The 23,951-nt window shown below is 70.5% G+C and carries 18 protein-coding genes and 1 pseudogene; 6 read left to right on the plus strand and 13 right to left on the minus strand.

Annotated features, from left to right (window positions below):
- The first annotated feature begins 53 nt into the window (after positions 1-53).
- The 3 genes from DFQ15_RS06640 to DFQ15_RS06650 all read left to right on the plus strand — a co-directional run bounded on the left by DFQ15_RS06640 (position 54) and on the right by DFQ15_RS06650 (position 3,655).
- Positions 54-857, plus strand: coding sequence for a hypothetical protein (locus DFQ15_RS06640; RefSeq protein ID WP_110465223.1), 804 nt, complete (start codon positions 54-56; stop codon positions 855-857).
- A gap of 117 nt (positions 858-974) precedes the next feature.
- Positions 975-1,619 (plus strand): bactofilin family protein, encoded by a 645-nt coding sequence (locus DFQ15_RS06645; RefSeq protein WP_110465224.1) that lies wholly within the window; start codon positions 975-977, stop codon positions 1,617-1,619.
- A 533-nt stretch (positions 1,620-2,152) separates the two neighbouring features.
- Positions 2,153-3,655 carry a M20/M25/M40 family metallo-hydrolase gene (locus DFQ15_RS06650; RefSeq protein WP_110465225.1) on the plus strand — a complete coding sequence of 501 codons (1,503 nt, stop codon included), beginning with the start codon at positions 2,153-2,155 and terminating at the stop codon, positions 3,653-3,655.
- Between the two features lie 196 nt (positions 3,656-3,851).
- Here the strand turns inward: DFQ15_RS06650 and DFQ15_RS06655 are convergent, their stop codons facing one another.
- The 11 genes and pseudogenes from DFQ15_RS06655 to DFQ15_RS06705 all read right to left on the minus strand — a co-directional run bounded on the left by DFQ15_RS06655 (position 3,852) and on the right by DFQ15_RS06705 (position 18,139).
- On the minus strand, positions 3,852-7,646 hold the full coding sequence (locus DFQ15_RS06655) for a molybdopterin cofactor-binding domain-containing protein (RefSeq protein WP_110465226.1): 3,795 nt from the start codon (positions 7,644-7,646) through the stop codon (positions 3,852-3,854).
- Positions 7,643-8,179: a (2Fe-2S)-binding protein gene (locus DFQ15_RS06660; protein ID WP_110465227.1), complete on the minus strand. Its 537-nt coding sequence runs from the start codon at positions 8,177-8,179 to the stop codon at positions 7,643-7,645. The genes DFQ15_RS06655 and DFQ15_RS06660 overlap by 4 nt, the downstream gene beginning before the upstream one ends.
- Before the next feature lie 76 nt (positions 8,180-8,255).
- Positions 8,256-8,966 (minus strand): bifunctional nicotinamidase/pyrazinamidase, encoded by a 711-nt coding sequence (gene pncA, locus DFQ15_RS06665; protein WP_110465272.1) that lies wholly within the window; start codon positions 8,964-8,966, stop codon positions 8,256-8,258.
- Positions 8,967-9,157: 191 nt separating this feature from the next.
- The gene (locus DFQ15_RS06670) at positions 9,158-9,886 is read right to left on the minus strand and encodes an ABC transporter ATP-binding protein (RefSeq protein WP_110465228.1); all 729 of its coding nucleotides are present in this window, start codon (positions 9,884-9,886) and stop codon (positions 9,158-9,160) included.
- Positions 9,886-10,752, minus strand: a complete 867-nt coding sequence (locus tag DFQ15_RS06675) for an ABC transporter ATP-binding protein (protein ID WP_110465229.1) — start codon at positions 10,750-10,752, stop codon at positions 9,886-9,888. Before DFQ15_RS06675 ends, DFQ15_RS06670 begins: the two co-directional genes overlap by 1 nt.
- Complete coding sequence (locus DFQ15_RS06680) at positions 10,749-12,743, minus strand: ABC transporter permease (RefSeq protein ID WP_110465230.1); 1,995 nt, start codon at positions 12,741-12,743, stop codon at positions 10,749-10,751. Before DFQ15_RS06680 ends, DFQ15_RS06675 begins: the two co-directional genes overlap by 4 nt.
- A gap of 152 nt (positions 12,744-12,895) precedes the next feature.
- Positions 12,896-14,095 (minus strand): annotated as a pseudogene (locus DFQ15_RS06685) (ABC transporter substrate-binding protein).
- Positions 14,096-14,165: 70 nt separating this feature from the next.
- Positions 14,166-14,750, minus strand: coding sequence for an amino acid synthesis family protein (locus DFQ15_RS06690; protein WP_110465273.1), 585 nt, complete (start codon positions 14,748-14,750; stop codon positions 14,166-14,168).
- Between the two features lie 142 nt (positions 14,751-14,892).
- Positions 14,893-15,534: an amino acid synthesis family protein gene (locus tag DFQ15_RS06695; protein WP_110465231.1), complete on the minus strand. Its 642-nt coding sequence runs from the start codon at positions 15,532-15,534 to the stop codon at positions 14,893-14,895.
- 20 nt (positions 15,535-15,554) lie between these two features.
- Positions 15,555-16,511 (minus strand): UPF0280 family protein, encoded by a 957-nt coding sequence (locus tag DFQ15_RS06700; protein ID WP_110465232.1) that lies wholly within the window; start codon positions 16,509-16,511, stop codon positions 15,555-15,557.
- A 5-nt stretch (positions 16,512-16,516) separates the two neighbouring features.
- On the minus strand, positions 16,517-18,139 hold the full coding sequence (locus tag DFQ15_RS06705; RefSeq protein WP_110465233.1) for a 6-hydroxynicotinate reductase: 1,623 nt from the start codon (positions 18,137-18,139) through the stop codon (positions 16,517-16,519).
- A 384-nt stretch (positions 18,140-18,523) separates the two neighbouring features.
- On the opposite strand from DFQ15_RS06705, the gene DFQ15_RS06710 reads away from it, so the two are divergent.
- The 3 genes from DFQ15_RS06710 (at position 18,524) to DFQ15_RS06720 (ending at position 21,467) form a co-directional block, all read left to right on the plus strand.
- Positions 18,524-19,297, plus strand: coding sequence for a ferredoxin--NADP reductase (locus tag DFQ15_RS06710; protein ID WP_110465234.1), 774 nt, complete (start codon positions 18,524-18,526; stop codon positions 19,295-19,297).
- A gap of 129 nt (positions 19,298-19,426) precedes the next feature.
- Positions 19,427-20,107: a TetR/AcrR family transcriptional regulator gene (locus DFQ15_RS06715; protein WP_110465235.1), complete on the plus strand. Its 681-nt coding sequence runs from the start codon at positions 19,427-19,429 to the stop codon at positions 20,105-20,107.
- A 160-nt stretch (positions 20,108-20,267) separates the two neighbouring features.
- Positions 20,268-21,467, plus strand: a complete 1,200-nt coding sequence (locus tag DFQ15_RS06720; protein ID WP_110465236.1) for an amidohydrolase family protein — start codon at positions 20,268-20,270, stop codon at positions 21,465-21,467.
- Positions 21,468-21,562: 95 nt separating this feature from the next.
- On the opposite strand, the gene DFQ15_RS06725 is transcribed toward DFQ15_RS06720, so the two are convergent.
- Together DFQ15_RS06725 and DFQ15_RS06730 are read right to left on the minus strand one after the other, a co-directional pair.
- Positions 21,563-22,504 carry a YihY/virulence factor BrkB family protein gene (locus DFQ15_RS06725; protein WP_110465237.1) on the minus strand — a complete coding sequence of 314 codons (942 nt, stop codon included), beginning with the start codon at positions 22,502-22,504 and terminating at the stop codon, positions 21,563-21,565.
- 329 nt (positions 22,505-22,833) lie between these two features.
- On the minus strand, positions 22,834-23,685 hold the full coding sequence (locus DFQ15_RS06730) for an outer membrane lipoprotein (protein ID WP_110465238.1): 852 nt from the start codon (positions 23,683-23,685) through the stop codon (positions 22,834-22,836).
- Positions 23,686-23,951: the final 266 nt, after the last annotated feature.

Raw genomic sequence — 23,951 nt, forward strand, 5'->3', positions numbered from 1 at the left:
GCTTGTGCATGCCGCCGGTTAGAGTCGCAACCCCGCCGCCTCCGTCCGATCCCATGACGCCCCTGCAGTCCGAAATCCGCCGCCTCTACCTGCCCCTGTCGGCGCAACCCGAGTCGCGGGCGGAGGCGCTCGCGCCCACCGCGTCGCCCTTCTTCGGCAGCGACGGGCGCGTCCGCTGCATGGTGATGGAGCTGGCCCGGCCGCCGGGCTGGAAGCTGCTCGGCGCGGTCTGGCAGGGCGTACAGGCCGCGATGGAGCTGCCGGCGCCGGCGATCGCGGTGTCGGGCACCGACGGGCTGCAGCTCTGGTTCTCGCTGGCCGAGCCGGTCGCGGTGGCGCGGGCGCAGGCGTTCCTCGAAGGCCTGAGGCTGCGCTTCCTGGCCGAGGTCGCCCGCAGCCGGCTGCGGCTGCTGCCGGACGCCGCCCACCCGGGCCGCCACGCCGCGCCGGTGCCGGCGCTGCAGGCGCCCGGCGGCAACTGGTCGGCCTTCGTCGCATACGACCTGGCGCCCGTCTTCGCCGACACGCCCTGGCTGGACATTCCGCCCAACGAAGACGGCCAGGCGACGCTGCTGCGCGCGCTGACGCCGATGCAACCGGCCGCGTTCGATGCGGCGACGGCCCTGCTGGCCGCGCCGTCGCAGGCGACGCCCGCCCCGGAGCGTCCGACCGTGCCCGTGCCGCATGGGCTGCGGCCGTCGGCGGCCGACGGTCCGTCGGAGCAGGACCCCCGCCGCTTTTTGCTGCGGGTGATGGGCGATGCCACCGTTGCGCTGCCGCTGCGGATCGACGCGGCCAAGGCGCTGCTGCCTTTCCTTCCTGGCGATCTCGGCACGCCGCCACCGGCGCGCGGTTGACCGGCCGCGGCGCGGCGCGCTCGGCGGGCGGCAGATGTATTGCGTTACCTCTCTTGCGAAATCTGGTGGAGCTTTGGGCGGACGGCATCCCTAGCATCGGTCCTTTTCGGAGTACACATGGCGCTGCAATCCCCCTTCTTTGGCAAACGAGAGGCTGAACCCTTGAACCCACGTCCCACCCCGCCTGCCGGCTCGTCCTCGATGGCGCTGCCGTCGTCGGCATCGGCGTCGACTTCGTCGGCCGGTTCCTCGCCATTGAGCGGTGTCGGCGCCCCGGCCGACAGCCGCGCGGCCACGGCTGCGGCGGTCGTCTCGGCTGCCGAAGCGGCGGCGCCGAGCGCCAGCAAGCTGACCGTCGGCCCCAACATCAAGCTCAAGGGCGTCGAGATCACCGACTGCGACACGCTGGTGGTCGAAGGCCTGGTCGAGGCGACGATGGATTCGCGGGTGATCCACATCGCCGAGCAGGGCGCGTTCAAGGGCTCGGCCGAGATCGACATCGCCGAAATCCACGGCTCCTTCGACGGCACGCTGACGGTGCGCGACAAGCTGGTGATCCACGCCACCGGCAAGGTGACCGGCACGGTGCGCTACGGCAAGCTGGTGGTCGAGGAAGGCGGCCAGCTGTCGGGCGAGATCACCTTCGGCTTCAACGGTGCCGCACGTAGCGCCGGTAGTGCCGGTAGCGGCAACACCACCACCGGTGCGGCTGCCGCGCCGTCCTACGGCGCCAACTCCAACGCGGCGCTGCAGGCCGCATAAGTTTTTCTCCTGTCTGCGACCGGCTGCGCTCCGCGAAGGGCCTGGGCGGTTTTTCGTTGACGGGTCGGTAACGTTCAACCGAGCGGTGCGATGGTCCAGACGCCGCAGCAATGCCTGGGCCGCGGCCGGCGCCCGCTCTGCGCGCCGTCAATAAGAGCGGCTAACACAACCCAGCGAAGCGGTTCTGGCTAGGCGCCGCATCGCAGACAGTACGAGTAGTACGACAAGGTGCGGCAACGACGCCAGAAGGGTTGTGTTAGCCGCTCTAAGTACACGAACACCTCGCGTGTCGGGCCGTCGGGCCAGGGCCGGATTCCGGAAGCCGGGGTGCCGCACGTTCGGCACATCGCCGCGGCGGCAGGCCGTAGATTTCCGCGGGCAGCTGCTGCTGCCGATACCCCACCCCGGAGCGTGTTATGCACTTTGACGCGGGTACCTCAAAATGCATGACACGCTCTGGCGGCGGCACCGGCGTACAGTCGAAAACCGTCGCCTGCCCGGCCGCCGCGCCGCCCACGGAAAGCCTTTTTGTCATGAACGCCCCCCTGCACCGCGAAATCCCCGCCGGCCTGCTCGACAGCGCCCGCCTGCTCGACGACGTCTCCGCCCGCTGGGACGGCGACATCGTGCGCCGGATCGCCGACTACATCGCCATTCCCGCCAAGTCGCCCGCCTTCGAGAAGGACTGGGCCGCGCTCGGCTACCTCGACACCGTGGTGCGCAATGCCGCCGAATGGGTCGAGGCGCAGAAAGTCGAGGGCCTGCAGTGGGAGATCGTGCGCTTGCCGGGCCGCACGCCGGTGCTGTTCTTCGAGGTGCCGGCCACCGGCACCACCGTCGCCGAGACGGTGCTGATGTACGGCCATCTCGACAAGCAGCCCGAATTCACCGGCTGGCGCAGCGGCCTGGGGCCCTGGACGCCGGTCTACGACGAGGGCAAGCTCTACGGCCGCGGCAGCGCCGACGACGGCTATGCGGTGTATGCGGCCGTCGCCGCGGTGCAGGCCCTCAAGGCGCAGGGCGTCGCGCATCCGCGCATCGTCGGCCTGGTCGAGACTTGCGAGGAATCGGGTTCCTACGACCTGCTGCCCTACGTGGAAGCGCTGCGCACCCGGCTGGGCGACGTGGGCCTGGTGGTGTGCCTGGATTCGGGCGCCGGCAACTACGACCAGCTGTGGCTCACCACCAGCCTGCGCGGCATGGCCGGCGGCATGCTGAAAGTGGAGATATTGACCGAGGGCGTTCACTCGGGCGACGCCTCGGGCCTGGTGCCCTCGTCGTTCCGCATCCTGCGCAACGTGCTCGACCGGCTGGAGGACAGCGCCACCGGCCGCCTGCTGCCCGCCAGCTTCCATTGCGAAGTGCCGGCCGAGCGGCTGGCCCAGGCGCAGGTCACCGCCGGCATCCTGGGCGACGAGATCTACAAGCGCTTTCCCTGGGCCCACTACGACTGCGGCGGCTCCACCGCCTTCGCGCTGCCCACCACCACCGACCCGGTCGAGGCCCTGCTCAACCGCACCTGGCGGCCCACGCTGAGCGTGACCGGTGCCGACGGTTTCCCGGCGCTCAAGGACGCCGGCAACGTGCTGCGGCCCTACACCGCCTTCAAGCTCAGCCTGCGCCTGCCGCCGCTGGTCGAGGCTGCCGCTGCGGTGCAGGAACTGAAAGCCCTGCTGGAAGACAACGCGCCCTACCAGGCCAAGGTGACCTTCGAAGGCGGCGGCGGCGCCACCGGCTGGAACGCGCCGGCCACCGCCCCCTGGTTCGCCCGCGCGCTGGAAATCGCCAGCCAGGCCCACTACGGCGCCCCCTGCGGCTACATCGGCCAGGGCGGCACGATCCCGCTGATGAACATGCTGAGCGAAGGCTTTCCCCAGGCCCAGATGATGGTCTGCGGCGTGTTGGGTCCGAAAAGCAATGCCCACGGGCCCAACGAGTTTCTGCATGTACCCTATGCGCGCAAACTCACGGCGGCGGTGGCCGAGGTCATCGCCGCCATGGCCGCGCCCGCCAAGCCCGCCACCGCTGCGACATAACATCGAAATATCCGGGCCCGGGCCGGTTCGAACCTGAAGCGCGACACCCGGGGTTTCCATGAACGGGGTGGAACGCAGCGAGCTGCCGACGCGCAGACGGCCAGCGGAGATCGTATGCCCGGGGCCCTGCGCGAGCGGCCATCGATAGCATGGGCAATGGCATCGCGCCGCCCCTGGCTGCGGCCCGAGAGGTCCGTCAACGGTGCCGGTGCACCGGCTCCGCCCGCAGCCGGGTCGCGGTGCCCTCCAGCCCTTCCCACGCGGGCTTGGCCGGTGCGAAGCGCTGGCGCATGTAGCCGGCCAGCTCGGCGATCTGGCGGTCGTCGAGGGCGTCGCGGAACGGGGCCATGAAGCCGATGCCGGGCGTGGCGGGCTGCTGCACGCCGTCGAGGATGGTGCGCAGCAGGTTGTCGGGGCGGTCGCTGTGCAGCTTGGTGTTGAGCGCCAGCGGCACGTTGGCGCCGAGCAGCTTCGGCCCGTCGCCGTCGTGGTGGCAGGCGGCGCAGGCGGCCTGGAACATGCGCGGGCCGGTGCCGGGCAGCGGCGTGCGGGCGGCGGCGTCGGCGACGACCTGGCGGGCTCGCACGGCCTCCTGCGCAGGCGGTGCGGCCTGCCGCGGTGCCACCAGTGCGTCGCGTCCGAGGGACGCCGGCGCAGGCTGCACCGCGGCGTCCGGCGCGGCGTTGAAGGAGGCGAGGTAGGCCGCCATCGCGCGGATGTCGGCATCGGGCAGCTGCTGCAGTTCGTGCACCACCGGGCCCATCGGGCCGCCTGCGGTGCCGTGCTCGGCGCTGTGGCCGGTGCGCAGGTAACGGTAGAGGGCGTCGGCGCTCCAGGGCACCGGGGCCTGCGACAGGGCGGTGAGGGCGGGCGCCTCCCAACCGTCGACCATCGCGCCGGAGAGGTACGCCTTGCCGCCCTTTTCGGCGCCCAGCGCGTTGCGCGGCGTGTGGCAGCCGCCGCAGTGGCCCAGGCCCTCGACCAGGTAGGCGCCGCGGTTCCATTCGGCCGTGCGGGCCGGGTCGGCCTCGTAGGGCGTGGCGTCGTGGAACAGGACGTTCCAGCCGGCCATCAGCGGGCGCACGCTGAACGGAAATTTCAGCTGCGACGCGGGCGTTTCGGCCCGCACCGCGGGCTGGGCCATCAGGTACGCGTAGAGCGCGGTCAGGTCCTCGTCGCTGGTCTTGGCGAAGGCGGTGTAGGGAAAGGCCGGGTACAGGTGGCGGCCGTCGCGGGAGGTGCCCTCGCGCATCGCCCGCTGGAAGGCGCTGAACGACCAGGTGCCGATGCCGGTGTCCGCATCGGGCGTGAGGTTGGTGGTGTAGAGGGTGCCGAAGGGCGTCTGCATCGCCCGGCCGCCTGCGTTGACCGCGCCGCCGGGCACGGTGTGGCAGACGGCGCAGGCGCCGGCGGCGGCCAGCTGGCGGCCCCGTTCGATGGTGGCTGCGGTGTAGATCGAGGCGCTGTCGGGAGTGACGGGCGCGATCGGGGCGATGGTGGGGCGCCAGCCGAGCAGGGCGGCGCCCAGGCCGAGGGTGCCGGCGACGAGCGCGCTGCCGCGGGCCCAGGCGCTGCGGCGGCGGGGCCAGGGGGCGGTGGGCGGGAGCGGGGAGCCCTCACCCCGGCCCTCTCCCGCAGGCGGGAGAGGGGGCGAGTCCGCGTAGTCGGCGGGTGGCGGAGCGCCCTCGCCCGCGTGCGGGAGAGGGAGTGATGCGAGGCCGGCGCGGATCACCTCGGGGGTGAAGGGCGGGTTGCGGAAACGCACGCCGGTGGCGTCGAAGATCGCGTTGGCGATGGCCGCGGTGCCGGGCACCGAGGACGACTCTCCGGCGCCCAGCGGCGCCTCGCCCTGGCGGGGCATGTGCACCACCTCGATCACCGGCACTTCGCGAAAGCTCAGGATCGGGTAGCTGCCCCATTCGCGGTTTTCCACGGTGCCGGGGTTCGGCGCGCCGCGTGGCGCGAAATCGACCTTCTCCTTCAACGCGCGGCTGGTGGTCTGCAGCACGTTGCCGTGGATCTGGTGCTCGACGCCCGCGGGGTTGACCATCATCCCGGCGTCGTGGCCCACGACCACGCGGCGCACATGCACCTCGCCGGTCCGGCGGTCCACGTCCACGTCGGCCACCCAGGCGGCCCAGGCCGCGCCGAAGCCGGGCCATTTGCTGTGGATGTAGCGGGCGTAGGCGAAGCCCTGGCCGCGCAGGAAATCGCCGTCGGCGCCCTGCTGCTGCGGCGCGGTGTGGGGCCGCCAGCCGGCCTTGTCGGCGGTGGCCTGCACCAGCTCCGAGGCGCGCGGGTCCTGCAGATGGCGCAGCCGGAATTCCACCGGGTCGGCGCCGGCGGCGGTGGCCAGCTCGTCGATGTAGCTCTCGTGCGCGAACGAACTGGGCAGGGCCGACACGCCGCGCAGCCACGAGGCGCGCACGATCGGCGGCATGTCGTTGACCGCCACCCGCAGGTGGTCGTAGGCGTAGGGCGGCCGGGCGGTGCGGTCGCCCATCTCGTAGGCCTGGGCCGCCGGCTCGATGGTGTGGGTCAGCAGCAGGGCCAGCGTGGGCGCGCCGTTGCTCGGGTAGCTGCTCTGGAAATCGTAGGCCGCCACGCTGCCGTCGGCGTTCAGGCCGCCCCGCACCTCCATCAGCTGGGCGGCGCCCTTGGGCTCCCACTGGTGCTCCTGCTCGCGGGTCAATTGCACCCGCACCGGGGCGTTCACCGCGCGCGCGAGCAACGCCGCGTCGGCCGCCACGTCGTCGGCGCAGTTGCGGCCGTAGCAGCCGGCCGCCTCCATCCGCACCAGGTCGATCGCCACGTCGGGAATGCCCATGAGCCGCGCCAGGTCGAGCCGCAGAACGTGCGGGTTCTGGGTGCCGGCCCAGACCGCCATGCGCGGGCCGCCCGGCGCATCGGCCTGCCAGTGGGCCACCGCGCACGACGGGCCGATGGACGCGTGCAGCTGGAACGGCCAGACGTAGGTGCGCGGCATCGGCTGCGCGGCACCGGCCAGGGCGGCATCGACGTCGCCCTCGTCGATCAGCGGCCGGTGCGTCGCGGGGTGGGTGCGCAGCGCGTGCTCCAGGTCCGACAGGTCGGGCATGCCGGGCCAGGGCTTCCAGCGCACCTGCAGTTCGCGCAGCGCCTGCTCGGCCTGCTCTTCGCGCTCGGCCACGATGCCGACGAAGTCGCGCACCACCACCACCGCGCGGATGCCCGGGATGTGGGCGATGGAGGCTTCGTCCACCGATGCGAGCGAGTTGCCGATGAAGTCGCCGTGGTCGGCGCCCGCGTACGGCGGCCGCACGACGCGGCCGTGCAGCATGCCGGGCAGGCGCATGTCGTGCACGAAGACCTGCTCGCCGGTGGCCTTGGCCGGGATGTCGAGCCGCGGCTGGCGGGTGCCGACCAGGGTGTAGGCGGCGGCGTCCTTCACCGGCGCGGCCAGGTCGAGCAGCAGCGCGGTGTGCGCGCCGGCCACCAGCTCGCCGTAGCCCATGGCGGCGGCGGGATCGGCCGCTAGCCGTACCGTGCCGCCGAACGTCTCCAGCGCCTCGGCGGGCACCTGCATCCGCTCGGCCGCGCGGGCCACCAGCCAGGCCCGCGCCTGCGCCGCCGCCCGCCGCAATGGCTGGGCGTGGATCTGGATCGAGGCGCTGGCGATGGTGCCGCCCTGGTTGGGCGCGCGGGTGGTGTCGCCCAGCACCATGTTGAGCCGCTCCAGCGGCAGGTCCAGTTCCTCGGCGGCGATCTGCGCCAGCGCGGTGCGGATGCCGGTGCCCAGGTCCACATGGCCGTTGAGCGCGGTGGCGCTGCCGTCGTCCCAGACGGCGACCAGGATCTCGACGCCCTCCTGCGGATTGCCGGGCACCGCCGCGGGCTGGCCCTGCGCGGGCGGGGCGGCGGGCGGTGGATCGCGCACCACCAGCAGCACGCCCTCGGCCGCGTGGAAATCGGCCCGGGTGAGGGCGGTGTCGGCGCGGCGCGGCGCGGTCATGCGGCGGCCTGGTTCGGGGCCGCGTCGGCGTCCGCGTCGCGGGCCTGCTGCAGCAGGTCCGCCGCGCGCTGCACCGCCCGCACGATCTCGACATGGGTGCCGCAGCGGCAGAGGTTGTGCGCCAATTCGCGGCGGATCGCGTCCTCGGTGGGATGCGGCTCGCGCGCCAGCAGGGCGGCGGCGGTCATCACCATGCCGTTGAGGCAGTAGCCGCACTGCGCGGCCTGCGCGTCGATGAAGCCCTGCTGCACCGGGTGCGGCGCGGCGCGGGTGCCCAAGCCCTCCAGCGTGGTGACGCTGCGGCCGGCCACGCCCGCCGCCGGGATCACGCAGGCCCGCGCCGCCACGCCGTCGACCCACACGGTGCAGGCACCGCACTGGCCCAGGCCGCAGCCGTACTTGGGGCCGTTGAGGCCCAGGTCGTTGCGCAGCAGGTGCAGCAGCGTGGCCTGCTCGCCCACCGCCGGCGCGACCGGCCGGCCGTTGACGACCAGGGCGACGGCGGACAGGTGGGCGGCCGGGGGAGGATGCATGCGGGACCCGAACAGGAAGAGGAAAGAGGAAGCGGGACCTACGCCGGCGGCAGCGCGCGCCGCACGGTCGCCGGCGTCAAGCGGTGGCGATGTCGGCCGACTGGATGCGCTTCACGCCTGCGGCGAGCATCTGCTTCCAGGCGGCGGCGAGCGATCCGTTCAGGTCGATCGCGCGGGTCGCGTCCTCCACCACGTAGACGTCGAAGCCGCGCTTGCGGGCGTCGAGCGCCGTCCACGCCACGCAGAAATCGGTCGCCAGGCCGGTGACGTAGACGGTTTTGGTGCCGCGCTCCTTCAGATAGCCGGAGAGACCCGTGGGCGTCTTGCGGTCGGCCTCCTCGAAGGCCGAATAGCTGTCCACGTCCTTGTGGAAACCCTTGCGCACGATCACCTGGGCGGTGGGCAGCCGCAGGTCCTTGTGCAGGGCGGCGTCCTCGGTGCCCTGCACGCAGTGGTCGGGCCAGAGCACCTGCTGGCCGTATTTGAGCTGGATGCTGTCGAACGGCTTCTTGCCGGCATGGGTGCTGGCGAAGGACGCATGGCCGGCGGTGTGCCAGTCCTGCGTGAGCACGATGGTCTCGAAGGCGGCGGCGATTTTGTTGATGACCGGCACCACCTCCGCGCCGCCCTTGACCGGCAACGTGCCGCCGTCGACGAAGCAGTTCTGCACGTCCACCACGATCAGCGCGGCCTGCGGGCCGGGCTCGATGCCCGCGGCCCGGAGCGTGGGCAGGGTGCCGGCCAGCCCGAGGGCGGTGCCGTACTGGAGAAGCTGTCTGCGGTGCATCATGGTGGACCCCTTTCAAAAGTTTGCGAACAACAACAGAGGGAAAAAATCGCAGCGGAAGAAAGCGTGAAAGAACCGTAGCGAGCGACCCGAGTGTGCGTCGAGGACCGGAGCCGTACTGCTGTACGGTGAGGACCGCAGGCGCGCAATCGGGCCGCGCAGCAGGTTCTCTCGCACCCTCTCGCACCTTCTCAAACCGACAGGTAGTTGCGGCGCACTTCTTCGTTGGCGGCCAGCGCGTCCATCGACGCCTGGTAGCGGATCTGGCCCTTTTCCAGCACATAGGCGCGGTCGGAGACCAGCTCGGCGAAGTGCATGTTCTGCTCCGACAGCAGGATGCTCACGCCCTGGCTCTTCAGCTCCAGGATCATGTGGGCCATCTGCTCGACGATCACCGGCGCCACGCCTTCCGAAGGCTCGTCCAGCAGCACCAGGTAGGGGTTGCCCATCAGCGTGCGGGCCACGGTGAGCATCTGCTGCTCGCCGCCGCTCATGCGGCCGCCGGGGCGCTGCGGCATCTCGCCCAGGTTGGGGAAGAGCTTGAACAGGCGCTCGGGCGTCCACACCGGGGCAGAGGTTCCGTCGTCCCACTGGCGGGCGGGCTGGCGGCCCACCTCCAGGTTCTCGACCACGGTCAGGTCGGTGAAGACGCGGCGGTCTTCCGGCACGAAGCCCAGGCCCAGGCGCGCGGCATGGTGCGGCTCGGTGGCGGAGATGTCGTGGCCGCGAAACGCGATGCGGCCGCGGCGCTTGGCCAGCATGCCCATCACCGCCTTCAGCGTGGTGGATTTGCCCGCGCCGTTGCGGCCCATCAGCGCCACCACCTCGCCGCGCCGCACCTGCAAATCCACGTCGTACAGAACCTGCGCGGCGCCGTACCAGGCGCAGAGGGATCGTGCTTCGAGCAAAGCGTTTGACATTACGGGGTTTCCTCCGTGGAACGCCGCGGAACCGGCTCTGCCGGGCCGCGGGCGTTGCCCCCTGCAAGGGGGGTGGCGGAGCGGACCGAAGGCCGCGCAGCCTGGGGGTTTTCGAAAGTTTTTCCGGTGCCGAAATACACCTCCTGCACCTTGGGATGGTCGCGGATCTCGAGCGGCTTGCCTTCGGCGATCAGCCGGCCGCGTGCCAGCACGATGGTGCGGTCGGCATAGGCGAACACCACGTCCATGCTGTGCTCGGTGAAGAGCACCGCCATGCCGAGGTCGATCACCAGCTGCTTGGTCAGCGCCATCAGGTCGTTGCGCTCCTTGGGCGCCATGCCGGCGGTGGGCTCGTCCATCAGCAGCAGCTTGGGGTCGTTGGCCATGGCGATCGCCAGCTCGACCCGCTTCACGTCGCCGTAGGCCAGCGCGCTGCAGGGGCGGTCGGCCTGGGGCCGCATGCCGACCTGCTCCAGCAGGGCCAGCGCGTCGGCGCGGCGGTGGTCGGCGGCGCGGCGCCACATGGCGAACAGCCTGTCGTCGTAGGAGATCAGCGCCATCTGCACGTTCTCGACCACGGTGAGCGAGGCGAAGGTCTCGGCGATCTGGAAGGTGCGGCCCACGCCCATGCGCCAGATGGCGCGCGGCCGGCGGCCGATCAGCTCCAGGCCTTCGAGCCTGATCGAGCCGCGGTCGGCCGGCAACTGGCCGTTGACCATGTTGAAGGTGGTCGACTTGCCGGCGCCGTTGGGGCCGATCAGCGCCAGCAGCTCGCCCTTGTGCAGCGTGAAGTCGATGCCGTCGACGGCCTTCACGCCACCGAAGGACTTGCCCAACCCGGAGACCTGCAGAAGTGGTGTGCTCATGTCTTGGCTCCCTTGCTTGCCACCGCGCCACGCGGGCCGACGGGTATTGCTCCCTCTCCCGCAGGCGGGAGAGGGCTGGGGTGAGGGTTGCGCCGAGCCAGCCGATCCGCCAGTTGTTTGGCGAAGCCGGCGATGCCCTGCGGGCACAGCAGCACCAGCAGCAGGATGATCCCGCCCAGCATCGCGCGCCAGTAATCGGTGTTGCGCGCCACCGTGTCGTGCAGCCAGGTGAAGGTCACCGCGCCCACCACCGGCCCGGCCAGCGTCTGCAGCCCGCCCAGCAGCACCATCACCAGGCCGTCGACCGAGCGCGAGACCGACAGCGTCTCGGGCGAGATGCTGCCTTTGGAGAACGCGTACAGCGCGCCCGCCAGGCCGGCCACGGTGCCGGCCAGGATGAAGGCGACCCACTGCATCCGCTTCACGTCGATGCCGATCGCGTCGGCCCGCAGCGGCGAATCGCGGCCGGCGCGCATCGCGTAGCCGAAGGGCGAGAACAGCACCCTACGCAGGAACAGGATGCCCGCGCCCACCAGCGCCAGGGTGAGCCAGTAGTACACCCGCTTGTCGGCCAGCCACGCGGCGGGCCAGACGCCGGTCAGGCCGTTGCTGCCGCCGGTGAAGGCGTCCCACTGGTAGGTGACCGCCCAGGCGATCTGGGCGAAGGCCAGCGTCAGCATCGCCAGGTACACGCCCGACAGCCGCACCGCGAACCAGCCGAAGACGAAGGCGCCGAGCGCGGCCACCAGCGGCGCCAGCACCAAGGCCGCCTCCATCGGCAGGCCGGCCGAGCGCACCAGCAGCGCGGCGCCGTAGGCCCCCAGGCCGAAGTAGGCCGCGTGGCCGAACGAGTGCATGCCCGCCGGCCCCATGATGAAGTGCAGGCTGACCGCGAACAGCGCCGCCACCATCAGGTCGATGGCCAGCACCGCGGCGTAGGGCGCGCCCGCGGTCAGCCAGGGCAGCGCCACCAGCGCCAGGCCCGGCACCGCGGCGGCCATCAGGTAGCTGCGGCTGGCCGGTCGCAGCGGCTCCTCCTGCAGGCCCAGGTGCCGGCTCGGCGCCTGCGGGCGGCCGAACAGGCCCCACGGCCGCCAGACCAGCACCACCGCCATCACCAGGAATTCGACCACCAGCGTGAGCTTCGAGAACGAGACGGGGATGCCGAACACCTCGACCACGCCCAGCCAGATGCAGATCGCCTTGATCTCGGCGATCAGCAGCGCCGCCGCATAGGCGCCGGGGATCGAGCCCATGCCGCCCACCACCACCACCACGAAGGCGGCGCCGATGGTGTTCAGGTCCATCTCCAGATTGGCGGGCTCGCGCGGCAGCTGCAGCGCGCCGCCCAGGCCGGCCAGCAGCGCGCCGAGCGCGAACACCGCGGTGAACAGCCAGGCCTGGTCGACGCCCAGGGCGCTCACCATCTCGCGGTCCTGCGTGGCGGCGCGCACCAGGGTGCCCCAGCGGGTCCTGGTCAGCAGCAGCCAGAGCAGGCCCAGCACCACCGGGCCGACGACGATCAGGAACAGGTCGTAGGCCGGGAACTGCCGGCCCAGGATCTCGACCGAGCCCTTCAGGCCCGGCGCCCGCGGGCCGAGCAGCTCCTCGGCGCCCCAGAGCCACAGCACGCCGTCCTTGATGACCAGCACCAGCGCGAAGGTCGCCAGCAGCTGGAACAGCTCGGGCGCCTTGTAGATGCGGCGCAGCAGCACCACCTCGATCAGCGCGCCCAGCGCGCCCACCGCCAGCGCCACCAGCGGCAGCGACACCCAGAAGCCGACGCCGACGCCGACGCCGCCGCCGATGCCGCCCAGGCGCTCGACCAGGCTGTAGGCCACGTAGACGCCCACCATGAAGAAGGAGCCGTGGGCGAAGTTCACGATGCGCGTGACGCCGAAGATCAGCGACAGCCCCGCCGCCACCAGAAACAGCGACGACGCGCCCGCCAGCCCGTTGAGCAGCTGAACGACGAAGCCTGAGAAAGTCATGCGAAACCCCGCGGTGCAGCCGAAGACGGTGTCGAGGGCGCAGCCGGGGCCGCGCCACTCGCAATGCTACATAAATGATAGCTAGAAGTCGGCGCATTACGCCGGCTACAGCCACTTTTCTTCTGGAAAAGCGCCCACGGGGCCGTTCGGACTCAGTCCGCGGCGCGCAGCTTCTTGACTTTGTCGTCGGTGGGCTGGAACTTGGCGCCGTCGAGGTAGGTGTAGTCCACCATCACGCCCTTGCCGCCGTCGTTCTTGGTCTTGCCGACATAGGCGCCCATGGTCGACTGGTTGTCCTGCGCGCGGTAGACGATCTTGCCGAAGGGCGTGTCGACCGGCAGGCCCTTGAAGGCCGCGGCCAGCTTCTCGGTCTCGGTGCTGCCGGCCTTCTTGGCACCGGCGGCGATCGACTGGATCGCGCTGTAGCCGACGACCGAGCCCAGGCGCGGGTAGTCCTTGAACCTGGCCTGGTAGGCGGCGAGGAAGGCCTTGTGCTCGGGCGTCTGCAGGCTGCTCCACGGGTAGCCGGTGACGACCCAGCCGGTGGGCGCCTCGTCCTTCAACGGGTCGAGGTACTCGGGCTCGCCGGTCAGCACGCTGACCACCTCGCGGTCCTTGAACAGGCCGCGGGTGTTGCCCTCGCGCACGAACTTCGACAGGTCGGCGCCGAACAGCACGTTGAAGATCGCGTCGGGCTTGGCGTCGGAGAGCGCCTGCACCACGCTGCCGGCATCGACCTTGCCGAGCGGCGGCGCCTGCTCGGCGACGAACTCGACATCCGGCTGCGCTTCTTTCAGCAGCTTCTTGAATGTGGCGATCGACGACTGGCCGTACTCGTAGTTGGGGTAGACCAGCGCCCAGCGCTTCTTCTTCATCTTGGTCGCCTCGGGCACCAGCATCGCCACCTGCATGTAGGTGGAGGGGCGCAGGCGCTAGGTGTACTTGTTGCCGTTCTGCCAGACGATCTTGTCGGTCAGCGGTTCGCCGGCCAGGTAGAAGAACTTCTTCTGCTTGGCGAAGTCGGTCAGGGCCAGGCCGGTGTTGGAGAGGAAGGAGCCGGTCAGCACGTCGACCTGCTCGCGCGAGATCAGCTCCTCGGCCATCCGCACCGCGTCGCCGGGGTTGGCGTTGTCGTCGCGGGTGATCAGCTCCAGCTTCTTGCCGTTGACGCCGCCGGCGGCGTTGATCTCGTCCACCGCCAGCTCCATGCCCTTTTTGTAGGGCTCGAGGAAGGCGGGCTGCGCCTTGTAGCTGTTGATCTCGCCGATCTTGATCGTGCCCTGCGCATGCGCTGCGGCCGAGAGGGCCATGACAGCGGCGAGCGCGGCGCTGAGGTGCAATGTCGTCTTCATGGGAGCTGCTCCTTGCGGATGGTGAACGGGTGGGGGAGGGGGTGAATGCGGTGCAGTCTGCGGCGCGCGCTCAGCGCAGGCCGTCGGTGCCCTGTATCTCGTGGGCCTGCAGGCCGCCGATGCGCGGCAGCGGACGGCCGCTGTCGGTGACGACCACCGCCACCACGATCTCGGCGGCGCGCGGCGCGTCGGCCACGCGGGCCTCCATCGCATCGAAGTGGCTGCGGACGAAGGCGGCGTCCTTGTGGCCCAGCGGCACGTCGACCGCGGTGCCCAGGCCGCCCTGCTTCTTGGCCGACGGCACCAGGGCCGCGCCCTTCTCGACGGCGTGCCTCAGCGGCGCGCCCAGCTTGGGGTGCAGGATCGCGGCGGCATGCTCCAGCTCGCCGGCCTCGCCGACGATCGCGGCCTTGCCGTAGCTCTGCGCCGCACCGGGCGCGATGCCCAGCGCCTCGACGCACTTGCGGCCCAGCAGCGCGCCCAGCTCCTCGCCGATCGCGACCAGCTCGTCCAGGTTCTCGGAGTAGCGGCCGGCGTACGGGTTGGCGATCACCGCCATCGCCAGCGCGCGGCGGGTCGGTGGGTCGACGGGCCGGCCCATCTCGATGCGCACCTCGTCCACCTGGACGACGATTTTTCTAATGCTTGCTGAAATCATTGCCACACCCCCAGGCTTCGCGCACTGCGTGTCGCTTCGCCAACCCCCTTGCAGGGGTCAACACCAGTGGCCCGGCAAAGCCGGTTCCACGGTGTTTCTGAAGGGCCGGGCGCCGTTGCGCGCCGTTGCTCGAAATTAATCATCGGAGTCCATCCCATTGCTTGATGTTTTCTGCGCGCAGGCCGCCGACGCGGTCGTGGACACGGTAGCCGGTGGTCATCGCCAGCACGAAGACGATCTCGTCGGATGCCGGCGCGCCGGGCACCCGCACCTCGATCGCGTCGAACTGGCCGCGCACGTAGCTGGCGTTGATGTTGGTCAGCGGCACGTCGAGCATGGCGCCGGGCGGGCCGACCTTCTTGGTCGAGGGCACGATCGACAGCGCGTTGGCCGGCTGGCCCTTCTTCTCGACGATGGTGCCGCTGGCGTAGGCCGCGCGGTCGCCCTTCCAGCCGAGCAGCTCGCGCATCGCATAGCCGCCGGGCACGTGCCACAGCGCACCGTGCTCCAGCTCGCCGGCGGCGCCGACGATCGCGCCCTTGCCGTAGGTGGCGATGCGCTCGACGGCCACGTCCATCGCGGCCAGCAGGCGGCGCGCCATGTCGAGGCCGACCGGCTGCAGCGCGTCCATCATCGGCAGGATGTCCTGCTCGTAGCGGCCGGCGTACGGGTTGGCCAGCACCGCGCAGACGAAGCCGCGGCGCAGCGGCACGCGCGCCGGCGGTCCGAACTCGTGGCGGATGTCTTCCACGTGGGTGAAGGTGCGTCGTATCTCGATCATGCCGGCAATCCTGCCATTCGTTAAGCAAATACCGAACCAACCCGCAGCGGCTCGGCGGGTGCGCCGGTGGTGCGCGCCGCCTCTGTCGGCGGCGGCGGGGGCCGCTGCGCCGCATGCGCATTCTGCGCGACCACGAGCCGGCCCTGGCAGACCAGCGCGGCCGCCCACAGGTGGCCGGCGTCGCGCAGGCGGCAGGCCTCCCGAAGGCCGGCGGCGAGTGCGCGGCGCACCGCGTCGGCGCCCAGCGGCGGCACCTCTGCCGTGACCGGCAGGCGGCCCAGGTCGCTGTCGTCCTTCAGGTCGCAGGCCGGGCGGCGCTGGATGCGGGCATCGTCGACGTCCACCGCATTGGCGACCAGGGTGGCGCAGGCATCGGCCTCGGCCGCGGTGCGGGCCAGCACGGTGACGCTGTCGGCGATGCCCCGCGAGAAGCTGCGGCCGCGCCAGCCGCTGGTGGCGATGCCGCGCACCGGCAGCGCCGCGTCGACGGCGAACCGGCCGTCGGTGGCGATGCCGTGCCCTGCGGCCCGGTCCATCTCGGCCGGACCGAAGCGCGCCACGTCGGCCACCAGGCCCACCCGCACCTGCGCGCCCGGCGCCAGGTGCAGCGCGATGTCGCCGCCGTTGTTGACCCAGGCGCGGCGGATGCCCGGCCGGTCGTAGCAGGCGACGATCTCCTGCGCCACGCTGCCGGCCACCGCCGCCATGGGGGTGAGGTAGACGGCGCGGTGCGGCGCGCAGGCGCTCCACATGCGGCGCGCCACCGGGCCTTGCACCGGGCAGTCGGCGCCGATCGGCCGTCGCAGCGCGGGCAACTCCGCGACCAGCTCGTCGAGTAGCGGCAGGAAGCGCCGCCAGGCCGCGGCATGCGCATCGGCCACGTCCGCGGCATCGCCTTCGGCCCCGATGACCAGGTCGATCGGGCCGTGCTGGAAATGCCAGCGGCCGTCCGGGAGCGTCGCGCGGGAGGCGGCCACCGCGCTCAGCCCAGCAGCGGCGCGTGGCCCAGCGGCCAGGGATTGGCGGCCGGCTGCGGCACCCAGCGCAGGGCGCGGGGCGCGCCGTCGGTGTGCCAGCCGCCGGTGCGCAGCACCTGCTCCAGCGACCGCACATGGTCCAGGTGGCCGCCGAGCAGGCCGTAGTCGTCGAGCGACATGCTGAATTCGATCGGCGCCACGATGGCGGGCGTGGGCACGGTGCCGAAGCTGTCGTCGGGCATGCGCATCACGTCGGCCATCACGGTGATGCCGCCGCCGGGCCAGACATAGGCCGGCGCGCCGCCGCAGGTCACGTTGACCAGCGCCTGCTTGATCGCCCGGGTGAGCTGCACCGGGTTGTCGGTGACGCCCGCCCGCAGGCTGCCGCCGGCGCCGCCCAGGAACAGCACGGTGCAGAGCGAAGGCTCGCAGTTCTCGCCGATGCGCTCGACCACCGCGCGCACCTCGGCGGGCATCGGCTGCTCGACCGGCTGCAGCTGCGCATCGAGCACGTACCAGGCGGCATGCTCGCCGGTGGTGGAGGTCATCAAAAGGCGCAGGCCCGGCCAGGCGGTGCCGTCGTCCCAGCCCTCGATGATCGAGAGCGGCTCGGCGATGTCGGTGCCGCCCCATCCGGTGCCGGGGTTGGCCACCTGGAAGTAGCGGCCCGGCGTCGACTTGCGGCCGAGCATCCTGATGCCCGACCTGCGCATGTCGAGGCAGCGGCCGGCCTGGTGCTCCGAGAGCACGCCGGTGATGTGGTCGTCGACCACCACCACCTCGTCCACATGGCCGAGCAGCTGCTTGGCGAAGATGCCGATGGTGGCCGAGCCGCAGCCGACCCGCATCCGCTGTTCTTGCACCCCGTTGACGATGGGCGCGCGGCCGGCCTGCACCACGATCTGCGAGCCGCCGTCGATGGTCAGCTCCACCGCCTGCTTGTTGCCCAGCAGCTGCATCATCTCGGCGGTGATGCGGCCCTCTTTCTTGCTGCCGCCGGTGAGGTGGTGCACCCCGCCGAGCGACAGCATCTGCGAGCCATACTCGGCCGTCGTCACATGGCCCACCACCTCGCCCTTGCAGCGGATGTCGGCCTGCTCGGGGCCGAGGAAGCGGTCGGTGTCCATCTTCACCTTGAAGCTGCAGTAGCTGAAGATGCCTTCGGTGACGACCGTCACCATGTCGACGCCCTGCGCCTTCGACGACACGATGAAGGGCGCGGGCTTGTAGTCGGGGTAGGTGGTGGAGGAACCTACGCCGGTGACGAAGACCTCGTCGGCATGCAGCAGGTCGCCGCTCCAGGCGGCGGTCGGCGGGGCGGTGTCGTCCGCGCTTTCGACGGCTTCGGCATCGGGCGGCGCGAAAGCCACCAGCCCGGCCTCGCCGGCGGCCAGCGTGCGGCGCAGCAGCACCACCGGATCGACCCGCACCAGCGCGCCTGCCTGGTTGGCGTAGCGGTCGCAGGCGCCGGTGCGGCCCTCCGATATCTGGCACAGCACCGGGCAGGCGTTGCACTCGATCTTGGGCACGACGGGCCGGGCGCTGCGCGGGGCGGCGGCCTCCGGCGGGGGCGTCGGCACCGGCATGTCCATGCCGGGCAGGCCGTCGGTCTTGGTGTGTTCCGTCATGCGTGGGATGTCAGCTCGTGGGGCACCGGGGCGAATCGCGGTGCCGGCAAGTCGCCGCCGGCACCGCTTGAACACGCCTGTCATTTTGTGTAGCATTCACTACATCAAAATGTTGTGAGCGCTACATTTCGGATCAATGTAGCGCATTCGTTCAGGAGCCGCAACCGGTGTTTTTCCGCACTTTTCCAGGGCGCCGCGCACGCACCGCGACGGCCCCGACGCCTGGGTTCGGTGCATGCCCGGCCGATGCCCTACCATCGCGGTATCCGCGGCTGCCCTGCCGCCGGCCGCCACGATGGACACCGGAGACAACCCGCTCTCGCCGCCGGGCTTGCGCGGAACCCGGCGGCCTTCCTCCATCCTTCAATCGCCTTTGCCACGCCCATGAGTGCCTTCAACGAAGAACGCGTTCTCTCCGTCCACCACTGGACCGACCGCCTGTTCACCTTCACCACGACGCGCGACCCGTCGCTGCGCTTCTCCAACGGCCATTTCACGATGATCGGCCTGCGCGTCAACGACAAGCCGCTGCTGCGTGCCTACAGCATCGCCAGCGCCAACTACGAGGAGCACCTCGAGTTCCTGAGCATCAAGGTCGACAACGGCCCGCTCACCTCGCGGCTGCAGCACATCCAGGTGGGCGACACGATCATCGTCGGCAGGAAGCCCACCGGCACCCTGCTGACCGACTACACCCTGCCCGGCAAGCGCCTGTACCTGCTGGGCACCGGCACCGGCCTGGCTCCCTTCCTGTCGATCATCCGCGACCCCGAGACCTACGAGAAGTTCGAGAAGGTGATCCTGGTCCACGGCGTGCGCCAGGTCGACGAGCTGGCCTACCACGACATGGTCACCGAGCACCTGCCCAACCACGAGTTCCTGGGCGACCTGGTGCGCAGCCAGCTGCTCTACTACCCCACGGTGACCCGCGAGAGCTACCGCAACATGGGCCGCATCACCGAGCTGATCGAGACCGGCAAGCTCGAGGCGGACCTGGGCCTGCCGCCGATCGGCGCCGCCGAAGACCGGGTGATGCTCTGCGGCAGCCCGCACATGCTGACCGATCTGAAGCACCTGCTGGAGAGCCGCGGCTTCAAGGAAGGCAATACCTCCACCCCCGGCGACTTCGTCATCGAACGGGCCTTCGCCGAGAAATGATGCCCCTCGGCTTCTCACTTCGCTGCGCTGCGTGTCGTTCACCATCCCCCGAGGGGCGGGCTGCGCCGCGCCGTGGGGCGGCCCGGCGGCGGGCGCGTGCTGGACGATGCCCGGTGCGTTCCGTGCGCCATGGCTGAACGCAAGCCCGCCGCGAAGAAGACCGGCACCCGCGGCACCGGCGTGCGGGAGCTGGCCGCGCAGACCACGCGCGACAACATCCTGAAGGCGGCGACCAAGGTGTTCGCCCGCTACGGCTACGAAGGCGGCAGCGTCGAGAAGATATCGAAGGCGGCCAAGTCCTTCGACCGGATGATCTACTACTACTTCGGCAGCAAGGAGGGCCTGTTCATCGCGGTGATCGAGACGATCTACAGCCGCATGAACGAGGCAGAGGCGGCGCTCGACATCCGGCTCGACACGCCGGTGGATTCGCTCAAGGCGGTGGTGCGCTTCGTGAGCGGCTACTACCGCAAGCACCCCGAATTCGTCACCCTGCTCAACACCGAGAACCTGCACAAGGGCAAGCACATCTCCAAATCGATACGGGCGCGCGAATACTCGTCGCCGGCCGTCTCGGTTATCGCGCAGGTGCAGGAGAGCGGCGTGCGCGCCGGCGTCTTCCGGCACGACATGCAGGCGCGCGACCTGTACCTGCTGATCGCGTCGATGGGCTACTTCTACCAGTCCAACCGCTACACGCTGTCGGCCTTCCTCGGCGAGGAAATCGAGCAGCCCGAGGCGCTGGCGCACTGGGACGCCTTCATGATCGACGTGGTGCTGCGCGCGGTGGCGCCGGTGTCGGCTGGCTAGCTGCGGGCCTGCGCTGCGGCCCCGGCGCCGCCGCATTGGGCGACGTCGGATGTCGCCCACGGCACGCAGCTTGCATGCGGGCGACGGTCTATGTAGTATCCACTACACCAAACCCATCCCCCGCAGGGTGGCCCACCGCCCGCGCCCGCCCGGAGCTTTCATGGCAGACATCCCCACCAGTGCGACTTCCGGCAAGGTCGTCATCCAGAACATCGGCCTGCTGCTCTCGGGCGACATCGGCCGGCCGATCCTCGACGCCGACACCATCGTCGTGCAGGACGGCCTGATCACCGCGGTCGGCAAATACAAGGACTGCGACGTCGAAGGCGCCAAGACCGTCATCGACTGCCGCCAGACCTGCGTGGCGCCCGGCCTGATCGACAGCCACGTGCACCCGGTCTTCGGCGACTGGACGCCGCGCCAGGGGCAGATGGGCTGGATCGACTCCACCATGCACGGCGGGGTGACCACCATGATTTCGGCCGGCGAGGTGCACCTGCCCGGTCGGCCGAAGGACATCGTCGGCCTCAAGGCGCTGGCGATCACCGCGCAGCGCGCCTTCGACAACTTCCGCCCCGGCGGCGTGAAGGTGCTGGCCGGCGCGCCGATCATCGAACGCGGCATGGTCGAGAGCGATTTCATGGAGCTGGCCGAGGCCGGCGTGGGCCTGCTGGGCGAGGTGGGCCTGGGCTCGGTCAAGGCCGGCTACGAGGCCAAGGAGATGGTGGGCTGGGCGCGCAAGTACGGCATCCAAAGCACCATCCACACCGGTGGTCCGTCGATCCCCGGCTCGGGCCTGATCGACAAGGACGTGGTGCTGGAGGCCGACGCCGACATCATCGGCCACATCAACGGCGGCCACACCTCGCTGCCCGAGGCGCACGTCTGCGAGCTGTGCGAGAAATCGTCGCGCGCCATCGAGATCGTGCACAACGGCAACGAGCGCGTGGCCATCGCCGCCGCCCGTGCCGCGCTGGAACTGAAGTGCCCGCACCGGGTGATCCTCGGCACCGACGGCCCGGCCGGCTCGGGCGTTCAGCCGCTGGGCATTTTGCGGATGGTGGCGATGCTGTCCTCGATCGCCAACATCCCGGCCGAGCTGGTGTTCTGCTTCGCGACCGGCAACACCGCGAAGATCCGCCAGCTGAACTGCGGGCTGGTCGAAGTGGGCCGCGCCGCCGATTTCGTGTTCATGGACCGGGCGCAGTACTCGCCCGCGCCGGGCCTGCTGGAGAGCGTGCGATTGGGCGACATCCCGGGCGTCGGCATGGTGATGATCGACGGCGTCGTGCGCTGCGGCCGCAGCCGCAACACGCCGCCGGCCACGGAGATACCGGTGGTGGTGGTGGGCGCGCACTGAGCAAAGAATGCTATCTAATTTATAGCTAGAAGCCGGCGATTGGCGCCGACTATGGCTACTTATCTTTCAAAATCGCTCCGTTATCCAAGACGTCTTTACCGTGTTGCCGTCTCTGCTGCCGCGTTCTCTTTCTCACGCAGTTCCGCCTCCCCCTCCCCCGCCGCATCCGACAGCGCCCGCGCGCATCCCGCCGACAGCAACAGGATCGCCGACGAGAAATAGATCCACATCAGCAGCACCACCAGCGAGCCGGCCGCGCCGTAGGCCGACACCAGCGCCGCCCGCGACAGGTACAGCGCCAGCACGTATTTGCCGACGGTGAACAGCGTGGCGCCGATCGCGCCGCCCATCACCATGTAGCGCAGCGAGGGCTTCGGTCCGGTCGAGAGCCGCATCATCCCGGCGAACAGCGCGGTGCAGAAGGCGAAGGCGATCAGCTGGTTCAGGATGCGCAGCAGCGGCTCCAGCGGCAGCCAGGCACCGGCCCAGCCCGACACCACCTCCAGCACCGTGGTGATCACCAGCGACACCATCAGCAAGAAGCCGAAGGCCAGGATGTAGCCGACGCCGCGCAGCCGCAGCGATGCGGCGTACCACCACTTGCTCGGCGGCGCCGGCGGCCGGCCCTGCTGCCAGACCCGCTCGAAAGCCGACTGCAGCTCGGCGAACACGCCGGTCGCACCGAAGAGCAGCAGCGCGAACGCGATGGCCGAGGCCACGATGCCGTCCGACGGCTTCTGCGCGCTGGCCAGCGACTGGCGCACGCCGTCGGCACCGCGCGGGCCGATCACGGCGGTGATCTGGTCGAACAGCTCGGTCTCGACATAGCTGCGGTCCAGCCACCAGCCCAGTACCGCCACCAGCAGCACCAACAGGGGCGCCAGGCTCAGCACGCCGTAGAACGACATCGCCGCGCTCATGCGCAGGCCGTCGGCATCCATCCAGAGCTGGAACGCCCGCACACCGGGCTGTGTCGGTCGCAGGGCGCGGGTGCCCAAGGCATGGGCACGGTCGAAGGCGGGGTGGGAAAAAAGCATGGCACACGCGCCGGGCAGGCCGGCATCGAACAGGATGCATCGACCTTAGAGCGGCTAACACAACCCTTCTGGCGTCGTTGCCGCACCTTGTCGTACTACTCGTACTGTCTGCGATGCGGCGCCTAGCCAGAACCGCTTCGCTGGGTTGTGTTAGCCGCTCTTAGCCGAGAGCCACCACCGGGTGGGTAGGCGTGTGCCGCAAACCGGGCCGGCGGCACCGGGGGTTGTCCAGCCCGGAGGGTGGGGAAGAACCGTAGCGAGCGGCCCGAGTGTGCGGCGAGGACCACCGCCGCTCAATCGGGTCGCGCGGTGGGTCCTCTCACACTTTCTCAGTATTGGCCGGTGGTCGAGTAACTGCCTTGGGGCTGCGACACGCTGCGGTAGTACGGATCGTTCGACGAGTAGGTAGCGCCCTGGCCCAGGCGGAAGCCGCGGCCCTCCAGCGTGACACGCTCGCCGACCGGCACGGCCTGGGCGCGCTCGAAGGTACGGGTGGAGCCGTCGTCCATCCGCACCCGCACCTGATACGCGGTGACGGTGCGGGCGCGCTGTTCCACCGTGTTGCCCAGGTAGCCACCGCCCACGGCACCCAGCACCGTGGCTGCAGCCCGGCCGGAGCCGTGGCCGATCTGGTTGCCCAGCAAGCCCCCCAGCACGCCGCCGGTCACCGCGCCGATACCCAGGCCCGCAACGTTGGGTGTCGGCGAAGAACGCTGCACCGGCGTCACCGACTCGATGCGCCCGCAGGTCGCGCAGATTTGGGCGACCGGCATCGGCGTATTCGGGTAACCGGGCGAGTAGGCGGGGGTATGCTGGTAGCCGGAAGGTGCCGTCGGTGCACGTACTACCGGGGTGGGCACGGGCCGAACCGGTGCGGGCGTCTGGGTCACGGGGACCAACGCCGTAGCGGGCGGGGCCGTCACCACGGCCGCGGTGCTTCGGGGCGCTTCGATCAGGTCGTCGCGCGGGCTTTGAACGCCCGCCATGCCGGGTGCGACCGCGCTCGCGGTGCCGGCCACCGGGGCCGTTGCCGCATGGTCGCCGTGCAGGTTCTGGTAGGCCAGGGTGCCGCCGAGCGCCGCCACGGCTGCGCACAGTGCGCCGATCGCGATCCACAAGGGCTTCAGGGCCGGCTGCGAAGGGCCGGTGTGCGGGGTCAGGGTGTCGGGGACAGTGTTCATGGCATTCCTCGTATCGAAACCGTTGTTCCGGATGAAACGTTCGGCATGCGGTCAAGGTACACAGCGCACGGCAATCGCCGGTTGTCGCTTTGTAAGGCGCGGTAAGCGGCAAGGCCCCTGTCACAGGGCGGGCCGGTTCATCTGCTCACAGATTGGGGGCCAGCCATCTCCATCCACGCGAAGTAACCGGTTCGACGGCGATTACGGCCTCAACGCAAACCTGGTGCACAAGTGGCGGCGGCTGGCATCGGCACCGCTGTCTGCGA

The sequence above is a fragment of the Xylophilus ampelinus genome (assembly GCF_003217575.1).
GTDB lineage: Bacteria > Pseudomonadota > Gammaproteobacteria > Burkholderiales > Burkholderiaceae_C > Xylophilus > Xylophilus ampelinus.